Source organism: Oceanihabitans sp. 2_MG-2023 (assembly GCF_030547245.1).
In the GTDB taxonomy this organism is placed as follows: Bacteria; Bacteroidota; Bacteroidia; order Flavobacteriales; family Flavobacteriaceae; genus Oceanihabitans.
Genome location: NZ_JAUOQT010000009.1, coordinates 65,194 through 89,373 on the forward strand (window position 1 = coordinate 65,194; position 24,180 = coordinate 89,373).

A 24,180-nucleotide genomic window follows, 5' to 3' on the forward strand; every position below is an offset into this window, starting at 1 on the left:
AATTAATATTATAGTATTACAAGTTTCTCTATTTTTTCTACCTTTTTATTGAGGGTATTAGAGCGAACGGTTAGTTTATATACATAGACCCCTTTTCCTATTTTATCTCCAAAATCGTCACGACCATCCCAAACAATATCTCTAGATAATGCAGACGCTCCTTTACCACAACATTCGGAGTTATTGGTTTGTCCTATTAAGGTTCTTACCAACTTTCCAGAAACGGTAAATATTTGTACTGAAACGTCTAAAGGTTCTGAACTATTGTGGTTAAACCAAAATTCGGTATAATTCACAAAAGGGTTTGGATAATTTAATACGTTATTGATAACTAATTTTTCGTCTTCGTCATAGACTACAAATTGAATTTCTTGTGTAGAAGAATTGTTGTATACATCCCAAGCTTTAAGTGATAAAGTGTGTAAACCTGGTTCTAAATCTCTAAAGGGATAATTGACTATTCCTTTCGTATAATCATCAACTTCTGTTTGGTAATAATCGTTTAAAACATAAGCGTTAGTTTCGTCTCCATCGATAATTGCAACAATATCATGACCGATTCCGCTGGCGGTATTAATTCCGTTTTCATCTTCTAACTTCACTAATAAGGACGGAGATTCATTGGTTATACCACCAGACACAAAACTTTCGTCATTCATATATAGCGTTACTAATGGACCAACATTATCTTCTGGTGCATCGGCATTTATTCCTCCTATTTTAATAGTTTCTATACTAGCTCCTGTTTGGTCTTGTAGAAAAGGTATTTCAGATTTTGCATAAAAACTTGCTTTTCCAAAACCTACAGGAATACCAATATCTCTTGGTACTACAAACTCGAATTCGAATTGGCCATCCGTTATGGAAGCTTGTCCACGAAAGATTATTTCGCCTAGTGTTTTATAATCTAAGTATATAAATTGCCCGCCATCTCTAGTAAAATCGTTAGCAAGAGTGGTTCTATCAATTTCTTTATCATAAATAGTTGTAGAGAGTACGCCGTTATAATTTGTTAGCACATTACCAGTTACATCGGTTACTTCTCCAGATAATTTTACACGACTTAAAGCTTCTAAGGTATCGGTTTCGTCTTCAATTGGCACATCATTAATTTTAGTAAGTCTAATATTAGGTTTTGCAAAAGTTAATTTCATTGCTGGATCACCAATAAAAAAGACAAGTCTTCTTTGTGATATATTAGAAATTGAAGGATCATTTTTTGTCAACCTTAATGCTTCTGCCATAGAAGGATATTCATGATCTTCGTAATCGTCTGAATCATTATAAGAAAACATATACTCTCCTAAAACTTCATTAAAAGTTATTCCTACACTAACAAAAATCTTTCTTGTTGTAGTGATTAATCCAACAGAACCTCCAGTAGTATTCCAAAAAGTAAGCTCTCCTGCAGTCGTTCGTAAAGGATTATCGAATCTTGTGTACTCACAAGTTACTGTAACAAAACAATTTAATCTACAAACATTATTTAATTCTTGTGTGTCTACTTTTTCGAAAATATGTTCGTGTGCTAATCCATCTTCACCACCATGACCAAAGTAAGTAACTACTAGCGCTCCGTTTTCAATAGCATTAGCAAGTGCGTCATTTACTTTAGGATAACGATCTCCACCTGCAGATGCTTCTTGCAAATACGAGTCACTATGAATTTTTATAGGATTTAAAAATGGTTTACTTTCTACAATAGTGTTTGCTAACTCGTCTGTTGTTTCTTGCAGGACTCTTTCCCAAGCTTCATCAACATCATCGGAAACGACAATAAAATTATTACGCCAACTACCGTAACTTGCTTCATTATGATAGGAAATCATTTTATCTACAATCTCTTTTGCTTGTTGTGTGGAGTTTACTAGAATTCTACCAATGGCTATATCCAGTTTTTCGGAAGCTGCCATAGAACCTTCGTTATCATCCATCATTCCATAAAAATCATCAGAAACAAAAGAGTTTGTTAAGTTAAAACTTTCTAATGCATGCCACGAAGGAACCACATTTGTATTATTAGTTACTCTGTCTTTATAATCAAAAGATCCATCTCCAAATAGACAGAGGTATTTTATTTTATTTTCAGGAGTACTTGCATTATCATAGATATATTTAACAAAGTTTCTAATAGCACCTATATCCTGACTCCCCGAACTAAACTCTTGGTATATTCTTTCTAGCGTTTCCACTTTTACATTTAAACCATATTGCTGTCTGTTAATTTCGGCAAGCCTTTCTGCTTGAGATTTAAGATAGTCTGGTGTTACAATTAAATAATCTACATCTTGAAAATTTCCTTGACTATTTAAAAAGATAGTTCCTTTTAAATCTTGATTGGCAACACTCGAATTAGAATCTCTTTTAGGCTCATAATAATCGGAATCTGTAATTATCGTATATTCTTTAAAGCTCCCCATATTAGATGTGAAACTCAGTGTCGCGCTTGCATCTGTATTAACTGCAGTTGTAATGTTGTACAAATCTGTAATATCCCAAATCTCGGAAACATTGGTTGCATTCGTTAATGTATATCTAGCAATACCTGGATCTCTAATAACTTGATTATTTTTAAAGACAAATTGGTTTCCAGAGAAGTTTAAAGCTCTAGTTGCTTCGATAGAGATATAATCTAAATATGCATTTGAACTTGGGTTTCCGGCATTATCATGTGTAAGATTTATAGATACTTCTGAAGAATTAATATTTACATTTCCACTAAAAAAGGATTCTACAGCTAAATTAGGATCTGCAACTGCAGATATGTTTAATGTAGTAATTTCTGTACCACCAAGATTTATCTGCATGGTTGAAGCGGTATCTGAATCTGACGCGACATACACTTTAAGTGTAGCTGGTTCGCTAGAAACTATATCTGGAAAACTAAAATCGAATGTTTTACTATTTTCAATATCGAAACGATCTCCAAACCATCTTCGACCTACACTAACTAAATTATAAGTATCTACTTCATGAAACTGGTAATCTTGAAATTGATTAATTTCTAAATCTACAGTTCCACTTGGTTGTATAAAAGGTTGTACTCTTTTTCCTTGACCAGGACTTATATTAATGTAGTAATATGTTTTATCAGCATATAAATTAATATTTGTTTTACTTTCTGCATTATAACCTCTTGGCCCTCTGGCGTAAAACACAATATAATCTTCGTTATTAAACTCTCCATCATTTTCACCTACAACTCGAATTGCATTTTCTGTGAGGTCAAAAGGGTATTCTATTGCGTTAGAATATGGTATCATTTCTCCTCCATTACCAAATAACTTAATGTTTCTAGGATCTACATTGTTCGTATTAACACCTAAACTATTTAAGAAATTTTTTGAAATTTTAAAGACACCTGTAGTATCTACATAAAATCGATACCATTCGCCAGAACTTAAAACAGAATTTGTAATCTCAGTTCTTGAAGTATTAGAAAACCTAGAACCATTAGTACTATTATAATTTACAGTAAAGGACGTTATTTTTTTATAGGTACCATTTTCTTTAATAATTGGAGAAACAGTTAAATAAGCATTACGCTTATCTCTAGCTATAGAATTATTCAAACTAAATTTTATTCTATTTGGTATCGTTTTAAGATCGACTCCTTTTAATTCGTTTAAAGAAATACTAGCGTAAGCTACTTGAGATAAAGATACGGAAGACTCATTAATTAAGTTAGAAATTTTCCATTGCGCAACAAATTGCATACCATTGTCTAAACTATAATTAAAATGCTCTTTATTAAAGGAAGGCACTTCTATAGAAAATTCTCCATTGGATATCGTTTGATAATCTTGCCAAGTAATTTGAAAGGTTTGCTGCTGTGCAAACACCACAAATGGCAATATAAGCGTAAGTAAAAGTAAATTCTTTTTCATTGCATAAATAACGTGAATAATTGTATGTTATTATTAAAAAACAAACAATTTTAAAAAAACGAATCAAAAGTACAATAATATTTTATAAAATTGTGCGTTATTAGTTCTACAAATGAACGATGAAATTATCAAAAACATCGTTGTAACGTCTAATAATTAGGGTGAAGTGCTATTTTTTTTAATCAATTTTTACAATTTTTCTTGTAGTATTGGCTTTAATTCTTATATTGCGTCACTTAAAATAACAAGTAGCTTACTTTAAAAGTATGAAAATGAAAAAAGTAATATTATTATTAATTTTAGCAGTATCTGTAACTGCTGTTAGCTGTAAAAGATCTAGTTCTAAAAACACATCTAGAGCAACAGGTTGGAAAATAAATTCTAAAGAAGGTGGTTTTCAATACAATGAAAAATTTAAAGAGCAAGAAACGGCTCCTGGTTTAGTATTTGTTGAAGGAGGAACTTTTACGATGGGTAAAGTACAAGATGATGTAATGCATGATTGGAATAATAGCCCTAACCAACAACATATTCAATCTTTTTATATGGATGAATCTGAGGTTACAAATTTCATGTACTCAGAATATTTATATTGGTTAAAATCTACTTATCCTCCAACAGAAGAAAACTTTAAAGCTATATACAATGGAGCTGCTCCAGATACTTTAGTATGGAGAAACCGTTTAGGTTATAATGAAGTTATGACGAATAACTACTTACGTCATCCTGCTTATGCCGAATACCCTGTAGTTGGTGTTAGCTGGATTCAAGCAGTTGAATTTGCTAACTGGAGATCTGACAGATATAATGAATTAAATTTAGAAGAAGCTGGATACTTAACAAGAGATTCTAAATTAACAGCTACTGCAGATGCAAACTTTAATACAGATACTTACATAAATGCACCAACACAAACGTATGGTGGTAATGATAGTATTATTAATCCTGAAAGATCAAGACGTCGTGTACAAACTACAGCTTCAGGAGATACGATTAACAAATATGCAACTAGAGAAACTGGTGTAATTTCACCAATGTATAGACTACCAACAGAAGCAGAATGGGAATATGCTGCTTTAGGAATGTCGGATATTAGAAGCTATAATACATACAGAGGTAGAAAAAAATACCCTTGGAGTGGACAATATACACGTACTGGAAAACGTAAAGTTCGTGGTGACCAAATGGCCAACTTTAAACAAGGAAAAGGAGATTACGGTGGTATTGCTGGATGGAGTGATGATGGAGCAGATATAACAAAACAAGTAATGTCTTTTCAAGCTAATGATTATGGTTTATATGATATGGCTGGAAATGTTGCAGAATGGGTTGCCGATGTTTACAGACCTATTGTAGATGATGAGTTTAATGACTTTAACTATTACAGAGGAAATGTATATACTAAAAATGCTATTAATGATGATGGAACTGTAAAAATTGTAACTTCAGACGAAATTGTTTACGATACGCTATCTAACGGAAAAATTGTTGCAAGAAACCTTCCAGGTGAAATTGCACAGGTAGGTGTTGATGAAAACGAAACCTATTTAAGAACAAACTTTGACAGAAGTGACAACAGAAACTTTAGAGATGGAGACAAACGTTCTTCAAGACAGTATGCAGATTCTTTTGATGAAGAAGAAGGATTCGAAGATGAAAGTTCTGAAGTAACTAGAAAAATGTATAACTCACCAAAGCATAGTGTAGAAACAGATTCTACTGGTGCTATGATTCGTGAATATGACCAATCTGCTAAACGTACTTCTTTAATTAACGACGAAGTAAGAGTTTATAAAGGAGGTTCATGGAAAGATAGAGAATACTGGTTAGATCCAGCACAAAGACGTTACTTCCCACAAGATATGGCTACAGACTATATTGGATTTAGATGCGCAATGTCTCGTGTAGGTTCAAAATCTAAAGGAAAAGCGAAAACAAAGAACTAATAATTCTTTTATAAAAATTAAAAAAGTCCTGACACTAGTCAGGACTTTTTTTTATACATTTATTTTATTAAAACGAACCTACTAGGAAAGCTTATTACTTATGCATATAATTAATGAGAGAGTTAAAAGCAATAAACAAAACACATGAAAATAGCGCAATTACACCAACTGTTTATACAATGTAATAAAGTTAGTACAGACACAAGGAAAATAGAAAACAATAGTATGTTTTTTGCTCTAAAAGGGGAAAATTTTAACGGAAATACTTTTGCTAAACAAGCACTTCAAAATGGCGCTAAATATGTTATAATTGATGAGGAAGCGTATCATATTTCTGATGCTACTATACTAGTTGAAGATGTTTTAAAAACATTACAGCAACTAGCAAGCTATCACAGAAATTATTTAAAAGTAAAAATAATTGCACTTACAGGTAGTAATGGCAAAACGACAACCAAAGAACTAATAAACGCAGCTCTATCTCAAAAATACAAAACAGTAGCTACTATTGGTAATTTAAATAATCATATAGGCGTCCCTTTAACTTTATTATCTATGAATAGCACTACCGAAATTGGTATTGTAGAAATGGGCGCAAATCATTTAAAAGAAATTGAATTCCTTTGCAATATCGCGCAACCAGATTATGGTTACATTACCAACTTTGGCAAAGCGCATTTAGAAGGCTTTGGAAGTATTGCAGGGGTTATCAAGGGAAAAACCGAATTATACAATTACCTAACTAAAAACAACAAACACATTTTTTTAAATGCAGATGACCCTATTCAAATTGAAAAATTAAGCAGTTATATTAAAAAAGTTGGTTTCTCGCAAACCAATAAAGAATTCTATAAAATTAAACTTTTAGAAGCCAATCCCTTTCTATCATTAAAAGTAGAAGACTACACCATTAGCTCTAACCTAATAGGCGCTTACAACTTTACAAATCTTTGTGCTGCAACAATTATTGCTAAGTATTTTGATGTAGCGCTAAAAGACATTAAAATAGGTATAGAAAACTATATCCCACAAAACAATAGGTCTCAAATAATGACTATTAAAAATAATAAAATAATACTTGATGCTTATAATGCTAACCCAACAAGTATGCAAGCTGCTTTAACTAATTTCTCTAATTTGAAAGACGAAAATAAGATGGTTATATTAGGAGATATGTTTGAATTAGGAAATGAAGCCAAAACAGAACATCAAAACATCGCGAGACTTACTACAGATTTAGGTTTTAATAAAATATTTTTAATAGGTGAAAATTTCTTTACTTCGGAAACTATTCTCGAAAAAGTAAAAAAGTATAAATCTTTTGAAGATTTTAAAAATAATTTTGAACAACCTAAAAAAGCAACTATTTTAATAAAGGGATCTCGAGGAATGGCCTTAGAAAGGACTTTAGATCTACTATAAAAAACATTAGTAGCGATATAAATAACCGGTATTTACTGCATTAACTATCTACACAACCTACTCTGGTTCAGAGACAAAATTTAAATCATCGGGAATACCAGGAGTTCCTGTTTCACAATTTACGTTAGAAACAGTAATAATTTGGTTGCCACTATAAAAAAGCACCACGACATTTACAGTCATCTATAAAGGAACAACTTGTTATAAAAATAAGGTTTACAGCGAAAAACAAAGACTTTAAAATATATAGTAGAAAATCACTTAATTAATAAAAACAAAAAATCCTGATACTGCTTGTATCAGGATTTTTATTGGATGTGGGCGCGAAGGGATTCGAACCCCTGACCCCTTGGGTGTAAACCAAGTGCTCTGAACCAACTGAGCTACGCGCCCGAAATATTTAAAAGGTTTCGGTAACCTATACTCTTAACAACTTTGCCAAGAGCCCTATTTAATAGGACTGCAAATATACACCTGTTTTTGGATTCTCAAAAACTTTTTTAAACTTTTTTTTAAATTATTTCTGCAACCACAAAAGTACTACCTCCTACATAAATAAGGTCTTCCTTTTTGGCAAATATTAAAGCTTGTTTATATGCTTCATTTACAGAATTATATATACTACCAACATACCCTCTTTCTCTAAAATAGTTACATAACGCTTCTGCATTTTTACCTCGTGGAATATTTGGTTTACAAAAATAATAAGTTGCTTTTTTAGGTAAAAATGGAATTATACTATCTAAATCTTTATCACTAACAACTCCGAAAACGATATGAAGGTTATTAAAAGGTTCTTCTTGCAATTGTTGCATCACGTAAGTAAGTCCTTCTTTATTATGTGCTGTATCGCAAATAACTTTAGGATTATTCTGTAAAACTTGCCATCTACCTTTTAAACCTGTGTTTTTAGACACATAAAGTAAACCGTTTTGGATATTCTCTTTTGAAAGCTTCCAATGTTGTGTTTGCAAAACATTAATCGTTTGTAAAACGGTTTTTATATTCTTCTCTTGATAGCTTCCTTTTAAATCGCTTTGCAGACTTTCTTTTATTAATTGATCTGCATAAAATATAGGAGAAGAAATTTCGGCTGCAAGTCTATTAAAAACTGGTTTTGTTTCTTTTTGTGTTTCGCCAACAACAACAGGAATATTCTTTTTAATGATTCCTCCTTTTTCTTCCGCAATAGCGTGTAAAGTATTTCCTAAAAACGGAGTATGATCTAATCCAATATTGGTAATAACGGAAACTTCTGGCTTAATAATATTTGTAGAATCTAACCTTCCTCCAAGACCAACTTCAATAATGGCAATATCTACCTTTTTCTTTGCGAAATAATCGAATGCCATACCAACGGTCATTTCAAAAAAAGAAAGGCTATTGGTTTCTAAAAAGGTTTTGTTTCTTTTAATAAACCCTAGAACAAATTGCTTACTAATTTCTTTGCCATTAATCTTTATGCGTTCTCGAAAATCTTTTAAATGCGGGGAAGTGTACAAACCTACCTTATATCCTGCTTCTTGTAAAACAGAGGCTAACATATGACTTGTAGAACCTTTACCATTGGTTCCTGCAACATGAATAGATTTAAATTTAGTTTCAGGGTTTTTAAGATGTTTAGCCAGAATTAAGGTATTACTTAAATCTTCCTTATACGCCTTTTTGCCTTGTTTTTGATACATTGGCAATTGGTTAAACATCCAATTTACAGTATCTGTATATGTCATTTTTATTGCCCTAAATTGAAGTTAACTTTTACAAAACCTATTTGTTTTGCTGGTGCTTTACTATCTACTTTCCATTTGTGAGATAAGGCGATTTTTTTTGCTGGTTCGAGCAAACAATCTACTGTATTTGTACTTCCTTTAACTCCTGGTTCCGCTTCAATTACATTACCACTTCTGTTTACCACAATTTTTACAATGACCATTCCTGACTCATTGCAATCTTGTTTAAACACCTGTTTTGTTGGTTTTCCTCTTCCATTTAAACCATAACCAACTCCTCCACTTCCAGTTCCTGGATCCCCAAAATAACTAGATGCATAAGGATCACCATTTAATTGTCCTTTATCACCCGTTTTATCATCATCGCCTTCGCTACCAGTTTCGTTACCATCCGAATTACTTACACCACCAATTAGAGCATCTAATTTTTTCTTTTTCTCCTCTTGTTCTTTCTTTTCTTTTGCTATTCTATCTGCTTCGGCTTTAGCCTTAGCATCTGCAATAGCTTTAGCTTTTTTCGCAGCTTCTTTTTCTTTTTGTATTGCTACAGCTTCTTCTGTTTCTTGGGTTAAAACTTCTTCTGTAGCTTGCGTTGCTTTGGCAGGTTCAGAAACTTCTGTAGGCTCTGTTTCTGGTGGTTTATTAATATTTAAGTCTTTTGATTTTATTGGTTTGGTTGGTTGCACATTACCAGAACCAAAGTCTGTTGTACCAAAATTTATAGCAACACCATACTCTTCTGGAGGATCCATATATTTTGGCCCTACCACAAAAATTAGCAATAAAATAATTAACACAAGAAGCGTGGTTATTTTTGCCGAATCTTTTTCGTGTTTGGTAGTAAAGTATTTCATTTAAATTTAATTCTTACATTACGAAGCAAACGCAAGTTATTTTTTCATTTGAATTCTAATAGGCAAACCATAAGAAACAGTTACAGGACTACCTTGTTGCATTCCTGGTTTCATTTTAGGGAGTAATTTAGTTACTCGTTTTGCTTCTGCTTCTAATTTTGGATCAGCTGCTCTTGCTCCTATACTAACAACATTTCCTGAAGTATTAATTTTAAAGGAGATGTTAATTTTTTGAACTCCTGTTAAATCGGATGCTAAATCCGTATCAAAATTATTTATGATAAACTGTTTAATTTTATCACTCATACATTGTTTTCTCGCTTCATTATTTCCTCCTTCACATCCTGGGTAAATTGGTACATTTTCAATTAATGCAAAAGATGTTTCTCCTCCTCCAGAATTAGCTTTCGCTTTTGCCGCAGCATCTGCTGCTGCTTTTGCATCGGCATCGGCCTTGGCTTTTGCAGCTGCTCTTGCTTTTGCTTCTGCGGCAGCTTTTGCTTCTGCATCAGCTTTAGCCTTAGCCTTAGCCGCTTTTGCTGCTGCCTCTGCTTTCGCTTTTGCTGCTGCTTTTGCTGCTGCTGCTTTTGCCTTTGCTTCGTTTTCTTTTTTTAATTTTTCGGCAGCGTCGGCTTTTTCCTTTGCTTCTTTAGCCTCTTTTGCCTCTTTAGCTTCTTTAGCTTCCTTTGCCTCTTTTGCTTCTTTAGCTTCCTTTGCTTTTGCTTCAGCCTCTGCTTTTTGTTTCGCTTCTTTTTCGGTTTTTAATCGTGCTGCTTCCTCGGCTTCTTCTTTTAATATTTTTTCGGCTTCGGCTGCTTCTTTTTTAGCATCTTCAATTTCTTTAAGTGCTTTTTCTTCTGCCGCTTTTTCTTCTGCTAATTTCTCCTCTTCAAGTCTTTCTTCTTCAGCTTTCTCTTCTGCTTGAGCTTCAGCTTCACTAGTATCTTCTACTTCCTCTTCTTCTATAATTTCTTCAACCTCTTCAATTACTTCTTCTTCAATTACTTCTTCTATTTCTTCTTGAGGTTCTTCTTCAGTTACTTTAGGTGTATTGGGCTGTATATTTCCTCCTGCTGGTGCACCACTACCAAAGTTTATTGCTACACCATATTCGTCTGGCTGTTCTTTATATTCTTGACCAACAACAAAAAGCAACAAAACAATAATCAACGTAATTAATGTTGTTATTTTTGCTGCATTTTTTTCGTGTTTGGTAGTAAAGTATTTCATTTAAATGATGTATTCTTACATATATTAAACTACAATCTGTATGCCAAATTATAGCAATAGTCTATTGTGATTTTACGGCTAAAGTAGACTTGATTTTATTTCGGTTAGCAATATCCATTATAAAAACTACATGTTTCATTTCTACGTCTTGATCTGAACGAATAGTGATGGTTGGTGTGTCTGTCTCACCAACTTTCGCGATTACTTCTGCTTCTAAATTATCTTTAGATACCTTTTTCATATCTACATAATAATTAACATCTTTATCTACGCTTACAGATACATTTTTTGTTTGCGTTGTTTTGCTAGATGATTTTGGCAACAGTAAATCAATGGCTTCAGCCGAAACAAGTGTAGATGCAATCATAAAAAAGATAAGCAGCAGAAATACAATGTCTGTCATAGACGACATGTTAAATTCTGGTGTTACTTTATTTCTTCCTCTTAAATTCATACTTATTTATTGAAAGGATTAAAATTAAACAGGCTCATTTAAGTGGTCTAAAAACTCTAAAGAATTTGCTTCCATTTGATATACTACTTTATCGGTTTTTACAACTAAATGATTGTATGCAACATATGCTACAATACCAACAATTAATCCTCCAACAGTTGTAGTCATTGCAGTATATAAACCATCTGCAAGTGTTTTAATATCTATAGAGCCTCCAGAATTAGCTATTTCGAAAATAGATAAAATCATTCCGATTACAGTTCCAAGAAATCCTATCATTGGTGCAGCTCCAGAAATAGTAGCTAGTACACTCACGTTTTTTTCTAGTCCGTAAATTTCTAATCTACCTGCATTTTCAATAGCTGTATTTATATCTTCTAAAGGTTTTCCTATTCTACTTATCCCTTTTCCTATTAATCTAGAAACTGGTGAGTTTTGTTGTACACATAACATTTGAGCTGCATCAATTTTACCATTAGACACGTGGTCTTTTATTTGATTCATAAAATTGGCATCTACTTGAGATGCTGCTTTGATTGCAAAAATTCTTTCAAAATAAATATATATAGCAACTATTAGTAAGACAAATAATAATGCCATGATTACTATACCAGCTGTACCGCCACTAGATATTAATTCGATTACAGAAAGTGTTTTTTCTACAGAATCACCATCGGTTACTAATTCTGCACCATCTTGTGCGTCTTGTATTATTGTATTTAACATAAACAAATTGTTTTTTCTACTGTTATTAACGTTAGTTTTTAATGTAAAGTATAATTAGAATAAAGTTCTAGTTACCATAAATGCTGCAGCTCCGACTATGAAGCCAACAAAAGCTAACCAAGCGATCTTTTTTAGGTACCAGAAGAAATCTATTTTTTCCATTCCCATAGCAACAACTCCAGCTGCAGAACCTATAATCAACATACTTCCTCCTGTTCCAGCAGAATATGCAATAAAGTGCCAAAGCTCATTATCTATTGGTTCAGAGAACATTCCTAAACTTGCTGCAACTAGAGGTACATTATCAATAACTGCAGAACCTACTCCTAATAACAATACGACTAAATCGGAAACTCCTCCATGATGCAACTCTGTACCAAGCATTGGCATAGTATCTTGTAAAGTGGTAGCAAAACCGAATAAAATCCCTAAAGATTCGAGTGCTGCAACAGCCATTAAAATTCCTAAAAAGAATAAAATACTTGGCATTTCTATTTTAGATAAGGAATGGTGAACTGGGCTATGGTGTGCATGTGCATCGCTTTCTTCTGAATCATGGCTCGAAATACTAAATTTAGAACTACTATATATTTCTGCAAAAATAGCGACAACACCTAAAGCTAACATCATACCTACATAAGGAGGTAAATGTGTTACTGTTTTAAAAATTGGAACAGAAACAATTCCTGCTAAACCAAGGTATAACATGGCTGCACTATACTTACTTTTTGGTTTATCCGTTTCTTCTTCTATTTGATCTAAATTCCCTTTAAAAGCTGGTAAAAAGGAAGCTATAAAGGTTGGAACTAACATACATAACAAGGATGGTACAAATAAGTAGCCAATTAAGTGTCCTGTAGTTACTTTTTTACCAATCCAAAGCATTGTTGTTGTAACATCTCCAATTGGAGACCAAGCACCACCTGCATTTGCTGCAATAATAATTAGACCAGCATACCAAATACGAACTTCTCTATCTTTAACAATTTTTTGAAGTATCGATATTAAAACGATGGTTGCTGTTAAGTTATCTATAATTGCTGAAAGGATAAATGCTAAGAAAGCAAAGATCCATAAAATTTTAGACTTCTTTTTTGTTTTAATAAAGCCTTTAATAGTAGAAAAACCATCAAAATAATCTATAATTTCAACGATAGTCATTGCTCCTAAAAGGAATACTAGAATTTCTGCTGTTTTACCTAAATGGTGTAGCAGCGTTTCTTCCATCATGTGCATTTTCTCTTCATGCCCAATTAAACCAAAATTGTCTAGTAGACTATGTTTTGCAGAATCAAACCACTGCGGAAAACTATCGATTCCTAATGCAATTAAAGCCCAACAAATAGCCATCATGACTAGAGCTGGTATAAGTTTATCTATTTTAATGCTATGCTCTAAAGTGATAGCTAAATAACCTAATACAAATACTAAAATAATTACTGTTTCCATAAAATGTGTTAAATAAGTTGGCTTAATGCGATTTCGAATGCTGTTGCACTAATTCCTGTTTTCGATTGGTTTTTGTTATGTACGTTTTGAATTGCTTTTTTTATAATTTCGGAAGTATCGTTAAAAATGGCTTCGTCTGTCATTTGCACTTTACGTTCCATAAAGTAAGCAAAGACTCTTGCCATACCACAGTTTGAAATAAAATCTGGTATTAAACTTACGCGATTATCGGTATGTTCCATAATAGAACCAAAAAAGATTTCTTTATCTGCAAATGGCACATTGGCACCACATGAAATAACTTCTAATCCGGTGTCTATCATTTGATCGATTTGATCTTGTGTAATTAATCTAGATGCTGCACAAGGAGCAAATACATGTGTTTCTAGTGACCAAATTTTTTCATTCATTTCTTCAAAAGGAATCAAATTATCTGCTACTAATGTATTTCCATCTTTATTTAAAAATAGGTCTGTAATTTCTTCAAAAGAAAATCCTTCTTCATTAATTAAACCACCAACGCGATCTATAATACCAACAACTTTTGCTCCCATTTGTGAAAGGTAGAATGCTGCTGCAGAACCTACATTACCAAAACCTTGAACTATTGCTTTTTTACCAACAACAGATCCTCCATAAATAGTATAATATTGTTTTACAGCTTCGGCAACACCAAAGCCTGTAATCATATCTGCAATTGTATATTTCCTTGAAACGTTAGGTGAGAAGTTAGGGTTTTCAATTACTTTTATTACCCCTTGACGTAATTGTCCTATTCTATTAATCTTATCTGCTTCGGTAGGTTTAAAGTGTCCATTAAAAACACCTTCTTGCGGGTGCCAAACACCACTTTCTTCGGTAATAGGAATTACTTCATGAATTTCGTCTACATTTAAATCTCCTCCCGTTCCATAATAACTTTTAAGTAAAGGTGAAACAGCACGATACCAGCGCTCTAAAACACCTTTCTTTCTTGGGTCTTTAGGGTCGAAGTTAATACCAGATTTTGCGCCTCCAATTGCTGGTCCAGAGACTGTAAATTTTACTTCCATGGTTTTAGCTAACGACAAAACCTCATTCATATCTAAACCTTTACGCATTCTGGTTCCGCCTCCAGCAGCTCCACCTCGTAATGAATTTATTACTGTCCACCCTTCGGCATCTGTTTCTGGGTCTTTCCAATTAAATACAATTTCCGGTTCTTTATTTTCGTACTTACTAAGTAATTCTTTCATTAATATAGTTAGTTAATTCTGTTAACAAATATAAAAAACTAAAAGTGCTTTATATTAAATTTATAATATTTTTAAGGAAGATAAATTTTCCCAGAACTATGATTTTGTTTTGCTCCTGTTACACTGCTTAAACAATTTACTTCTTCTCGTATTTTTAGCACTCCTAAAAAACCAAAAATTAAAGCTTCTTTAAACTCTATTATTTCTTTAGATGGTATAATAATATTTAACTCTTTATTAAATTTAATCCTAGAAATTAAGTAATCATTATAAGCGCCTCCTCCAGTTACCAAAACGTTACTTCTAATATTAAAATTTCTTGCTATTTGGCTTGATGCATGTTCTGTAAAGGTTCGTAGTAGATCTTTTTCTTTTCTTTTAAATGCGTCTAGTCTAGGAAAAATTTCAGTTTCTACCCATTCAAGACCTAATGATTTTGGTGGCTTTTGCTTATAAAAAACTAAGTTTCGCAAATCATTACCTAACTGCATTAAATAAGTTCCAGACTTAGCTATTTTCCCTTTATCATCGTAAGGGAATCCTAACCTATTTGCATATTTATTTAGCACAATATTTACCGGGCAAATATCATAAGCAATTCGGTTTTCATTTTCTTGATATGAAACATTTGCAAATCCGCCTAAATTTAAGCAATAGTCATATTCTGAAAACAATAATTGATCTCCTATTGGGACCAATGGTGCACCTTGACCACCCAGAGCAACGTCTTGTACTCTAAAATCGCAAACCACTTTATTATTTGTTAAAGTCGCTAATTCTTTTAAATTTCCTATTTGATAAGTTAAACCTTTTTCTGGTTTATGTAATGCAGTATGTCCATGCGAACAAATAGCATCTATATTTTGAATATTATTTTCTTGAATAAAAGTATTAATTACTTGTGCTAAATGTGCAGTATACTTGCTATCGATTTGTTTTAAGGCTTCAGAAGATTGAGAAACTAACTCTTTAAGAATCTGCAGCCATGCTTGAGAATACCCAACAGTATTACAACATGTTATTTTAAATTTCCATGTTGTTTCATAAGTAAAAGTAACGCATGCTAAATCTATTCCGTCTAAGGATGTTCCAGACATTACACCTATAACTTTGTATTCATTCTTTGTCATATTGTGTAAAAATAGCAATCTCTATTGAAAATATGTTATTAAAGAGTTATATTTGTACTCATTTTTTATCATAAAAACATTTAATTAGAATTATGGATTTTAGCTTAACAGAAGAACATATCATGATTCGCGATGCAGCTCGCGATTTTGCACAAACCGAATTACTTCCGGGAGTTATTGAGCGTGACAATGCACAAACTTTTCCTCAAGAATTAGTAAGAAAAATGGGAGACCTTGGTTTTATGGGAATTATGGTAGACCCTAAATATGGAGGAAGTGGAATGGATGCAATCTCTTATGTATTAATTATGGAAGAACTTTCTAAAGTTGATGCATCTGCCTCTGTAATGGTATCTGTAAATAATTCTTTGGTTTGTTATGGTTTAGAAGCTTATGCTAGTGAAGAACAAAAACAAAAATATTTAACAAAACTTGCTACTGGAGAACAAATTGGTGCATTTTGCCTAAGTGAACCAGAAGCTGGAAGCGATGCAACTTCGCAAAGAACAACAGCCATTGACAAAGGAGATCATTATGTGATTAATGGAACAAAAAACTGGATAACAAACGGTGGAAGAGCAGAAGTTTACTTAGTAATTGCGCAAACAGATAAGCATAAAGGCTCTCATGGTATTAATGCTTTTATAGTTGAAAAAGGGACTCCTGGTTTTGATATTGGACCTAAGGAAGATAAATTAGGAATAAGAGGAAGTGATACACATACTTTACAATTTAATGATGTAAAAGTACCTAAAGAGAATAGAATTGGCGATGATGGTTCTGGATTTAGATTTGCAATGAAAACGCTATCTGGAGGAAGAATTGGTATAGCTGCTCAAGCATTAGGAATCGCTGCAGGAGCTTATGAATTGGCTTTAAAATACGCTAAAGAACGTAAAGCTTTTGGAACAGAAATTTGTAACCACCAAGCTATTGCTTTTAAATTAGCTGATATGTATACAGAAATTGAAGCTGCTCGTATGCTAGTAATGAAAGCCGCTTGGGATAAAGATCAAGGTAATAATTACGACATGTCTAGTGCAATGGCCAAGTTATACGCATCTAAAGTAGCAATGGAACACACTGTTGAAGCTGTACAAATTCATGGTGGAAATGGTTTTGTAAAAGAATACCATGTGGAGCGTTTAATGCGTGATGCAAAAATTACGCAGATTTATGAAGGTACATCAGAAATTCAAAAAATAGTAATTTCAAGAGGTTTAATTAAAGGATAGAATTACTTTTTTTAAATTGAAATAACAAAAAAAGCGTAGCCCATTGGCTACGCTTTTTTTGTTATAAAAACAGAATATAATCCATTTATACAATAAACAACCCCATCTATACATTTACAAAAGATTATTCTTCAATGTTTCTATAATTTTAAATCGCTAATAATCATAATTTTAAAAATGTAAAAAAAATAAACAAAAAAATATGTCTATGTATATAATCTCTTAATTCTAATTTTTTAGATCATTTCATGCAGATTATTAAAGGCATATTATTCTTGTTAACCTTTTACATAGATAAAACATTAAACAACTATTAATCAAATTTTAAAAACCATGAAAAAAATTATTTTAATTATTACAGTACTATTTTCTTACTCCTTAAATGCTAATAACATTAGGGTAAGCAACATTTCATTAGAAAACTTAAATGATATATCTAATTGGGTGAATGTAGAATTTGATCTCGCCTGGGATAATTCATGGAGAATAAGTTCCGGACCATCTAATTGGGATGCAGCTTGGGTTGTAATTAAATATAGAGTAAATAATGGAACTTGGACACACGCAATTATAAGTCAAGCAAACTCTACTCCTTCTACTGGTGCTACATTAGATGTAACTCCCGATGGGATTGGAGCACTTGTATATAGAGATGCAGATGGAAGTGGAAATGTAAATTTTCAAAATATGCAAATTCGTTGGAATTTTGGATCTACAGACACCAATGATATTATAGATATTCAAGTACATGCTATAGAAATGGTATATGTACCGGAAGGATCATTTTATGTTGGAGGTACTACTGGAGATGAAGCAAATAAGTTTCATTCTGGTGGATTTTCTACAGCTTCCTCCTATAGAGTTACCTCAGAGAATAATTTAACCATTGCAAATACTTCAGGTAATTTATATTATACAGCATCTAATGCTAGTGGTGGTGATCAAACTGGTGTATTATCTCTTTCATATCCTAAAGGATTTGGTGCTTTTTATTCTATGAAATATGAAGTATCAGAATCACAATGGGTTAGTTTTTTTAACAGTTTAACAGAAAATCAAAAAACAAATAGAGATGTTACAGATGCTACACATAAAAATAGTGATGCGGTAGTAAGTAGAAACACCATTTCTTGGACTGGTGGAACCGCAAGTGCAACAACATCTGCACCAGATAGAGCTGTAAGTTTCTTAAGTGTTGCTGATATGAATGCATATATGGATTGGACTGGGTTGCGACCGCTTTCGGAGTTGGAATACGAAAAAGCTTGTAGAGGGCCTATATTACCAAAACCAGGAGAGTTTGCTTGGGGAAGTGCTAACATAGCTTCTAACGATTATACTTTAGTAAACTCTGGTTTTTCTAGCGAACGTATTACAAACCCAGAAGTAAATACTGGAAATGCTTTGTATTCTATAACAAATGGAACTATCAACGGACCATTAAGAAACGGAATATTTGCATCAAGCGCTGTAAATAACAATCGTGAAGAAACTGGTGGTAGTTATTATGGAATTATGGAACTTTCTGGAAATCTATATGAGCGATGTGTTACTGTTGGTACTGCACAAGGAAGAGCCTTTACAGGAATTCATGGAAATGGAATTATTAGCTCTACAACAGGAAACGGTACGGTATCCAACTGGCCAAACAGTACAACTGGAGATGGTTATAGTTTTCGAGGAGGAAGCTGGTTAAATGGTGCTGATTTTATTAGAGTTTCAGATAGATTTGATGGTGCATCAATAATAGCTTCAGGGAACAATCGTCTTGGTTTTAGAGCAGCAAGAACAGCACCTTAATTTATAGAAAAGATGAAAAAAAGATTTTTAATCTTATCTTTTATACTATTCCAATGCATTCCAATACTTGCACAATATCAAGGTGGAAACGGCGATGGTTATGATGATGAAATTGTTTCCTCTACTACACTAGAGGCCCTATCTCTTATCGTCTTATATCGTGGCGCATATGGAGATGGTTTTGATGATGCTGCTTTATTGAATACTACATTAGAGAATATTTCTCTAACTATTTTATATGAAGGCGGTAATGGAGATGGTTTTGATAATGATGATTTATTAAATACTACTTTAGAAAACATTTCATTAGCTGTTTTATATGATGGCGGAAATGGAGATGGTTTTGATAATGATGATTTACTAAACACCACTTTAGAAAATATTTCACTAGCCGCTTTATATGAAGGTGGTAATGGAGATGGTTTTGATAATGATGACTTGCTAAATACCACTTTAGAGAATATTTCGCTAGCCGTTTTATATGAAGGTGGTAATGGAGATGGTTTTGACAATGATGACTTACTAAATACGACATTAGAGAATATTTCACTAGCCATATTATACGAAGGTGGTAATGGAGATGGTTTTGATGTAGATCAAACAACTGATTTTCTAGATCCTAATCAAATAGTAGATCTAAGAATGAATATTAAAGTAATATTACAAGGACCTATAATTAACCCAACGAATACTGGTTTGATGAACGATAACTTAAGGATTAGTGGATACATACCATTAACAAGTCCTTATCCAGATATGCGAGTTATTAATCCATCTGTTTTAAACAATGGAGGAACTTCTGGAACTGGATTAGCATCTAACGATATTGTAGACTGGGTTTGGATAGAAATACGAAGTGCTATTGATAATACATTTATTGTTGATGATAAATCTGCATTAGTACAACGTGATGGTGATGTGGTAGATATCAATGGATTGTCTAATATTTATTTAGAAGGGTTTACAGACTCTTACTATATAGTAGTAAAACATAGAAATCATTTAAGTGTGATGACGCAAAATCCAATTGCATTATCTACATCTAATACAAACATAAATTTTACAAATAATTCAATTGCTACCTTTGGAAGTAATGCACAAACTACACTACTATCTGGACAGAAAGCACTTTGGGCTGGAAATGCAAATGGAGATGAAGTTATACAATATTCTGGAACCAATCCAGATGCTCCAAACATATTATCAGAAGTGTTAAATAATCCTGGAAACATATTAAATTTTCCAACTTTTATAGTTACTGGTTATAAAGTACAAGATGTAGATATGGATGGTAATACACAGTATACTGGAACAGAACCGGATACTCCTATATTATTACAAAATGTTTTATCACATCCTGAAAACGGGCTAAACTTTAGTACGTATGAAATAAAAGAACAATTACCAGAAAATTAAATTTTATAAAACAATAATCATGAAAAAAAATATTTTATTACTATTTCTCTTTTACCTCTTTACATTACAAACAAATGCACAAGATGGTTATACTTATACATTAATAGACAATGGAGCTTATAGTTATACTATTGCAGCTAGACCAAATGCTAGCGCATCTAATTTTGCAACTTTAGTACAAAGTTATGGCTTTACTATTATTTTAAGCGATGGAATTACAGCGAGTATATCCTCCTCTTTAGGAAGTGCAGCTAATGCAACTTTCTTTGACGGAAATAATGTTGCGCAACCAACCATTGACGGCTATTTAATTACAGAAACCTTAGGCAGTGTTATTGCATTACCAGCTCCAGTTAACGGAATAGATTCTCCAATGGTTACCATTCAAGTCCATGGTACACCAACATCTGGATCTATTTATGTTTTAGCTAATAATTCTACATTGGCTACATCAGTAACTCCATTAAAAAGTTTTATGCAAGCTGATATGATTGATGATTCTATGTTTATTTTTACAAATGTAGTAGATCCTAATGCATCTGCTTTATCTGGAACAACTACTTATAATTTTTCTACTCTAGATATAGAAGAAAAAGAATTAAGTACATTTTCTATGCTTCCTAACCCAGCTAGTAGTATAGTAAAAGTTGAAGTACCAGAAAATTTTAGTGATTTTCAAATAAAACTATTTGATAGTTTAGGAAAACAAATTCTAGTAAATGTATCGGAAGAAAACACTTTTGATGTTACAAGTTTATCCGCAGGAATGTATATTGTTTCTATTACTTCTGAAGGAGAAAAAATTACAAGAAAATTAATTGTTAAATAAACGTTTAAGCACTTTCTTTAAAAGCTTCAAAAATAAATTTTTGAAGCTTTTTTATTTTTTCAAATCATCCAATACTAAACGAATTTCACCATAGGTATACTTATCATCTATTTGGTGTTTTAAATCCGATAGGTTTTCAAACTTCTGTTTTGGTATTATGGCTTTTAATGCTTTGTAATGCTTTTCAGAAATTAAATCCGTTATTTTCACTTCTCCCGAAGGTATAAAACTTGCTAAATGCCCTGTAATTGTATTTACATTTAAATCGCGCTCTATAGCAATTTGCTCTATAGATTTACCAGTTTTAAATAATTCTAACGATATGTTTTTAGTTTCTCCTTTTTGCTTCTTCGGTGTAGAAACTTCAAATATTTCAACATCTTTAGAAGCTTCTATATCATTTTCATCGCAATAATCGCGAATGACTTTAATAATTTCGGTTCCGTATTTTTCAACACGTGTCTTACCAAAGCCATTTACTTTTAATAATTCACTTTTATTGGTTGGTAAAGTTTCACACATTTCATATAAAGATTTCTGGGTGAAAATTTGAAAATGAACAAGTCCTTTATCTTCGGCAATTGTATTTCGCAACTCTCGTAGTAATTCAAATAATTCTACATTAGTCGTTCCATCAATAACTGTTTTCCTAGATCTCTTTGGTGTTTCTTTTGTCAAGAAAATCGATTTAGCTCGTAATTCTAAAAATAGCTTTACTTTAAAACCTTCTGTTAGTTCTTTAAAATACAATTGCTTGGTAGCCAATAATTCTTCAAACAAATCTAATGCTTTCGTTAACTCCGATTGTAAAGCCTTATTATCTGTTGAAAAACTAAACGCTTTATATGGGTTTATAATTTTAGTTTCTAATTCCTTTTTATAATAATCTAATGCCTTAGTAAAACGAGCTTGTATTTCCTTACTTGCTTCTGGTATAGTATTAGTACCAGAAATATCATTTAGTTGTGCTTTAAATGCATTTGCTACTTTTAATAAATTCGTAATACAATCCTTAATAGTCACTAAAGGAGCTTCTATATTCCCTTCAATACTTCCTCTATTTTTATAATAAATATCTAAAACCCGATTTACAGGATACAGGAATCTATAGAAATTGAAGATTTCAGCAATTAAATTTAATTGGAATTCAGACTTAGATTGTACAAGAATAGTTTCATCTGGCTGATTTTCTTCTGCCTTTTTATTAAACGAAATCACATTCGAATCACTAATAATCTGATTGGAATTGATTTTACTTTTCAACACCAACCCCTCTAAACTTTTACAACGACTCAACGCAACATAGGTTTGTCCATGCGCAAAAGCACCTTGTGCATCAATTATAGCTTTATCAAAAGTTAAACCCTGACTCTTATGAATCGTTATAGACCAAGCTAAACGCAAAGGCATTTGTGTGTACGAGCCAATTTTATTTTCGGTAATTGCTTTTGTTTCTTTATCTACACTGTAGTTTATATTTTCCCAAGTTTCTGGAGTCGTAATAATATTAAAATCATCGTCTGTACATTTTACAACTACTTCCTCTTTATCTAACAAAATAACTGTACCTATTTTCCCATTAAAATAACGCTTATCAACAGAACTATCATTCTTAATAAACATAACTTGAGCTCCAACTTTTAATACTAACTCTTCTTTATTAGGATATGAAAACTCTGGAAACTTGCCAGATACAGATGCATTATAAACAACTCTTTTTCCTTTTAATTTTTCTAATTCTGTTATATTCGTGCGCTCTGCTTTATTGTTATGTGTAGTTAACGATATATAACCATCTTCTTCTTTAGGTGAAAAATTTGGCTGATATCTTTTGTTTAATTCTTCTGCAGAAGCTTGCGTAAGTGTATTAGTTCTAATCTCATTTAAAATATCTATAAACTTAGGATTGTCCTGCCTGTAAATATGCTGTAACTCCACAGTAATAGCGTTACATTGTTGATACGCTAAACTACTAAAAAAGAAAGCATTGTTATAAAAAGGTTTTAATAAATACCATTCATTCTCTTTTATAACTGGAGATAACTGCTGCAAATCACCAATCATTAATAATTGTACGCCACCAAAAACTTTATCCCTACTTCTAAATCTTCGCAATGTCTTATCAATTCCATCGAGTAAATCTGCACGAACCATACTAATTTCATCAATAACTAATAAATCCATAGACTTAATAATATTGATCTTCGTTTTACCAAATTTTCTATTAAAACCTCCTGCACCCTTTAACTCCTCGTTTGGTAAAATAGGACCAAAAGGCATCTGAAAAAAAGAATGTATCGTTACTCCTTTAGCATTAATAGCCGCGACTCCTGTTGGAGCAACAACCACCATTCTTTTCAAAGAAGTCATTTTCAACTTGTGCAAAAAAGTGGTTTTACCAGTTCCTGCTTTCCCTGTTAAAAACACATTTCTTTCTGTGTTATTAACAAAATCCCAAGCTAAATCTAATTCCTTATTTGTTGTCATTGATACTATTTTCTATACAGAGTTTGAAGATAATTAAAATCAATAGTTTTTTTGGCGAGTTTTTAAAAAAAATAAAAACCACGCTATCCACTTTATCTTTTTTTAAGTTTTATAGAAATAGAATATCATATATTTAAATAAACGGCTAATACTATCCAAGTAAAGCAGTATACAATTTAAAAAAAAAGGATATCGTTTCTATCGTTCTCGCGAAGGATTCGCAAAGGATTCATAGTAATGTATGCTAATATATTTTCCTTGATTATAGTATATAAAAAAACCCTTCAATAAATAAATATTGAAGGGTTTAAAAAAGGCGACGACCTACTCTTCCACAATGTAGTACCATC

Annotated in this window: 17 protein-coding genes and 1 tRNA gene; 6 read left to right on the top strand and 12 right to left on the bottom strand. The window is 32.3% G+C overall.

The window, feature by feature from the left end:
- Positions 1-8: 8 nt before the first annotated feature.
- On the bottom strand, positions 9-3,887 hold the full coding sequence (gene porU / locus Q4512_RS15090) for a type IX secretion system sortase PorU (RefSeq protein ID WP_303426112.1): 3,879 nt from the start codon (positions 3,885-3,887) through the stop codon (positions 9-11).
- A gap of 266 nt (positions 3,888-4,153) precedes the next feature.
- Between porU and gldJ the strand changes: the two genes are divergently transcribed.
- Together gldJ and murF are read left to right on the top strand one after the other, a co-directional pair.
- Positions 4,154-5,833: a gliding motility lipoprotein GldJ gene (gene gldJ, locus Q4512_RS15095; protein ID WP_303426114.1), complete on the top strand. Its 1,680-nt coding sequence runs from the start codon at positions 4,154-4,156 to the stop codon at positions 5,831-5,833.
- 144 nt (positions 5,834-5,977) lie between these two features.
- Positions 5,978-7,255 (top strand): UDP-N-acetylmuramoyl-tripeptide--D-alanyl-D-alanine ligase, encoded by a 1,278-nt coding sequence (gene murF / locus Q4512_RS15100; protein ID WP_303426116.1) that lies wholly within the window; start codon positions 5,978-5,980, stop codon positions 7,253-7,255.
- A gap of 57 nt (positions 7,256-7,312) precedes the next feature.
- On the opposite strand, the gene Q4512_RS15105 is transcribed toward murF, so the two are convergent.
- From Q4512_RS15105 to Q4512_RS15150, 10 genes are all read right to left on the bottom strand, one after another.
- On the bottom strand, positions 7,313-7,438 hold the full coding sequence (locus Q4512_RS15105) for a hypothetical protein (protein ID WP_303426117.1): 126 nt from the start codon (positions 7,436-7,438) through the stop codon (positions 7,313-7,315).
- 135 nt (positions 7,439-7,573) lie between these two features.
- Positions 7,574-7,648: transfer RNA gene (locus Q4512_RS15110), tRNA-Val, on the bottom strand.
- 119 nt (positions 7,649-7,767) lie between these two features.
- On the bottom strand, positions 7,768-8,985 hold the full coding sequence (locus Q4512_RS15115) for a folylpolyglutamate synthase/dihydrofolate synthase family protein (RefSeq protein ID WP_303426119.1): 1,218 nt from the start codon (positions 8,983-8,985) through the stop codon (positions 7,768-7,770).
- Between the two features lie 2 nt (positions 8,986-8,987).
- Positions 8,988-9,839: an energy transducer TonB gene (locus tag Q4512_RS15120; RefSeq protein WP_303426120.1), complete on the bottom strand. Its 852-nt coding sequence runs from the start codon at positions 9,837-9,839 to the stop codon at positions 8,988-8,990.
- Between the two features lie 36 nt (positions 9,840-9,875).
- Positions 9,876-11,069 carry an energy transducer TonB gene (locus Q4512_RS15125; protein WP_303426121.1) on the bottom strand — a complete coding sequence of 398 codons (1,194 nt, stop codon included), beginning with the start codon at positions 11,067-11,069 and terminating at the stop codon, positions 9,876-9,878.
- Positions 11,070-11,130: 61 nt separating this feature from the next.
- Positions 11,131-11,523 (bottom strand): biopolymer transporter ExbD, encoded by a 393-nt coding sequence (locus Q4512_RS15130; RefSeq protein ID WP_303426123.1) that lies wholly within the window; start codon positions 11,521-11,523, stop codon positions 11,131-11,133.
- 24 nt (positions 11,524-11,547) lie between these two features.
- Positions 11,548-12,249, bottom strand: a complete 702-nt coding sequence (locus tag Q4512_RS15135; RefSeq protein ID WP_303426124.1) for a MotA/TolQ/ExbB proton channel family protein — start codon at positions 12,247-12,249, stop codon at positions 11,548-11,550.
- Between the two features lie 54 nt (positions 12,250-12,303).
- Positions 12,304-13,698 carry a sodium:proton antiporter NhaD gene (nhaD, locus tag Q4512_RS15140; RefSeq protein WP_303426126.1) on the bottom strand — a complete coding sequence of 465 codons (1,395 nt, stop codon included), beginning with the start codon at positions 13,696-13,698 and terminating at the stop codon, positions 12,304-12,306.
- 8 nt (positions 13,699-13,706) lie between these two features.
- Positions 13,707-14,933 (bottom strand): Glu/Leu/Phe/Val dehydrogenase dimerization domain-containing protein, encoded by a 1,227-nt coding sequence (locus Q4512_RS15145; protein WP_303426128.1) that lies wholly within the window; start codon positions 14,931-14,933, stop codon positions 13,707-13,709.
- A 71-nt stretch (positions 14,934-15,004) separates the two neighbouring features.
- Positions 15,005-16,063, bottom strand: a complete 1,059-nt coding sequence (locus Q4512_RS15150) for an anhydro-N-acetylmuramic acid kinase (RefSeq protein WP_303426130.1) — start codon at positions 16,061-16,063, stop codon at positions 15,005-15,007.
- Between the two features lie 92 nt (positions 16,064-16,155).
- Here Q4512_RS15150 and Q4512_RS15155 point away from each other — a divergent pair, with 92 nt between their 5' ends.
- From Q4512_RS15155 to Q4512_RS15170, 4 genes are all read left to right on the top strand, one after another.
- Positions 16,156-17,298, top strand: a complete 1,143-nt coding sequence (locus Q4512_RS15155) for an acyl-CoA dehydrogenase (protein ID WP_303426132.1) — start codon at positions 16,156-16,158, stop codon at positions 17,296-17,298.
- 333 nt (positions 17,299-17,631) lie between these two features.
- Positions 17,632-19,098, top strand: coding sequence for an SUMF1/EgtB/PvdO family nonheme iron enzyme (locus tag Q4512_RS15160; RefSeq protein WP_303426134.1), 1,467 nt, complete (start codon positions 17,632-17,634; stop codon positions 19,096-19,098).
- A 12-nt stretch (positions 19,099-19,110) separates the two neighbouring features.
- Positions 19,111-20,514, top strand: coding sequence for a hypothetical protein (locus tag Q4512_RS15165; protein ID WP_303426136.1), 1,404 nt, complete (start codon positions 19,111-19,113; stop codon positions 20,512-20,514).
- A gap of 19 nt (positions 20,515-20,533) precedes the next feature.
- Complete coding sequence (locus Q4512_RS15170) at positions 20,534-21,343, top strand: T9SS type A sorting domain-containing protein (protein ID WP_303426138.1); 810 nt, start codon at positions 20,534-20,536, stop codon at positions 21,341-21,343.
- Between the two features lie 51 nt (positions 21,344-21,394).
- On the opposite strand, the gene Q4512_RS15175 is transcribed toward Q4512_RS15170, so the two are convergent.
- The gene (locus Q4512_RS15175) at positions 21,395-23,830 is read right to left on the bottom strand and encodes a helix-turn-helix domain-containing protein (protein ID WP_303426140.1); all 2,436 of its coding nucleotides are present in this window, start codon (positions 23,828-23,830) and stop codon (positions 21,395-21,397) included.
- Positions 23,831-24,180: the final 350 nt, after the last annotated feature.

Bases quoted from the DNA above. Each gene is read 5' to 3' on its own strand.
- porU (WP_303426112.1), bottom strand. From the start codon at position 3,887: ATGAAAAAGAATTTACTTTTACTTACGCTTATATTGCCATTTGTGGTG.
- gldJ (WP_303426114.1), top strand. From the start codon at position 4,154: ATGAAAATGAAAAAAGTAATATTATTATTAATTTTAGCAGTATCTGTA.
- murF (WP_303426116.1), top strand. From the start codon at position 5,978: ATGAAAATAGCGCAATTACACCAACTGTTTATACAATGTAATAAAGTT.
- Q4512_RS15105 (WP_303426117.1), bottom strand. From the start codon at position 7,438: ATGACTGTAAATGTCGTGGTGCTTTTTTATAGTGGCAACCAAATTATT.
- Q4512_RS15115 (WP_303426119.1), bottom strand. From the start codon at position 8,985: ATGACATATACAGATACTGTAAATTGGATGTTTAACCAATTGCCAATG.
- Q4512_RS15120 (WP_303426120.1), bottom strand. From the start codon at position 9,839: ATGAAATACTTTACTACCAAACACGAAAAAGATTCGGCAAAAATAACC.
- Q4512_RS15125 (WP_303426121.1), bottom strand. From the start codon at position 11,069: ATGAAATACTTTACTACCAAACACGAAAAAAATGCAGCAAAAATAACA.
- Q4512_RS15130 (WP_303426123.1), bottom strand. From the start codon at position 11,523: ATGAATTTAAGAGGAAGAAATAAAGTAACACCAGAATTTAACATGTCG.
- Q4512_RS15135 (WP_303426124.1), bottom strand. From the start codon at position 12,249: ATGTTAAATACAATAATACAAGACGCACAAGATGGTGCAGAATTAGTA.
- nhaD (WP_303426126.1), bottom strand. From the start codon at position 13,698: ATGGAAACAGTAATTATTTTAGTATTTGTATTAGGTTATTTAGCTATC.
- Q4512_RS15145 (WP_303426128.1), bottom strand. From the start codon at position 14,933: ATGAAAGAATTACTTAGTAAGTACGAAAATAAAGAACCGGAAATTGTA.
- Q4512_RS15150 (WP_303426130.1), bottom strand. From the start codon at position 16,063: ATGACAAAGAATGAATACAAAGTTATAGGTGTAATGTCTGGAACATCC.
- Q4512_RS15155 (WP_303426132.1), top strand. From the start codon at position 16,156: ATGGATTTTAGCTTAACAGAAGAACATATCATGATTCGCGATGCAGCT.
- Q4512_RS15160 (WP_303426134.1), top strand. From the start codon at position 17,632: ATGAAAAAAATTATTTTAATTATTACAGTACTATTTTCTTACTCCTTA.
- Q4512_RS15165 (WP_303426136.1), top strand. From the start codon at position 19,111: ATGAAAAAAAGATTTTTAATCTTATCTTTTATACTATTCCAATGCATT.
- Q4512_RS15170 (WP_303426138.1), top strand. From the start codon at position 20,534: ATGAAAAAAAATATTTTATTACTATTTCTCTTTTACCTCTTTACATTA.
- Q4512_RS15175 (WP_303426140.1), bottom strand. From the start codon at position 23,830: ATGACAACAAATAAGGAATTAGATTTAGCTTGGGATTTTGTTAATAAC.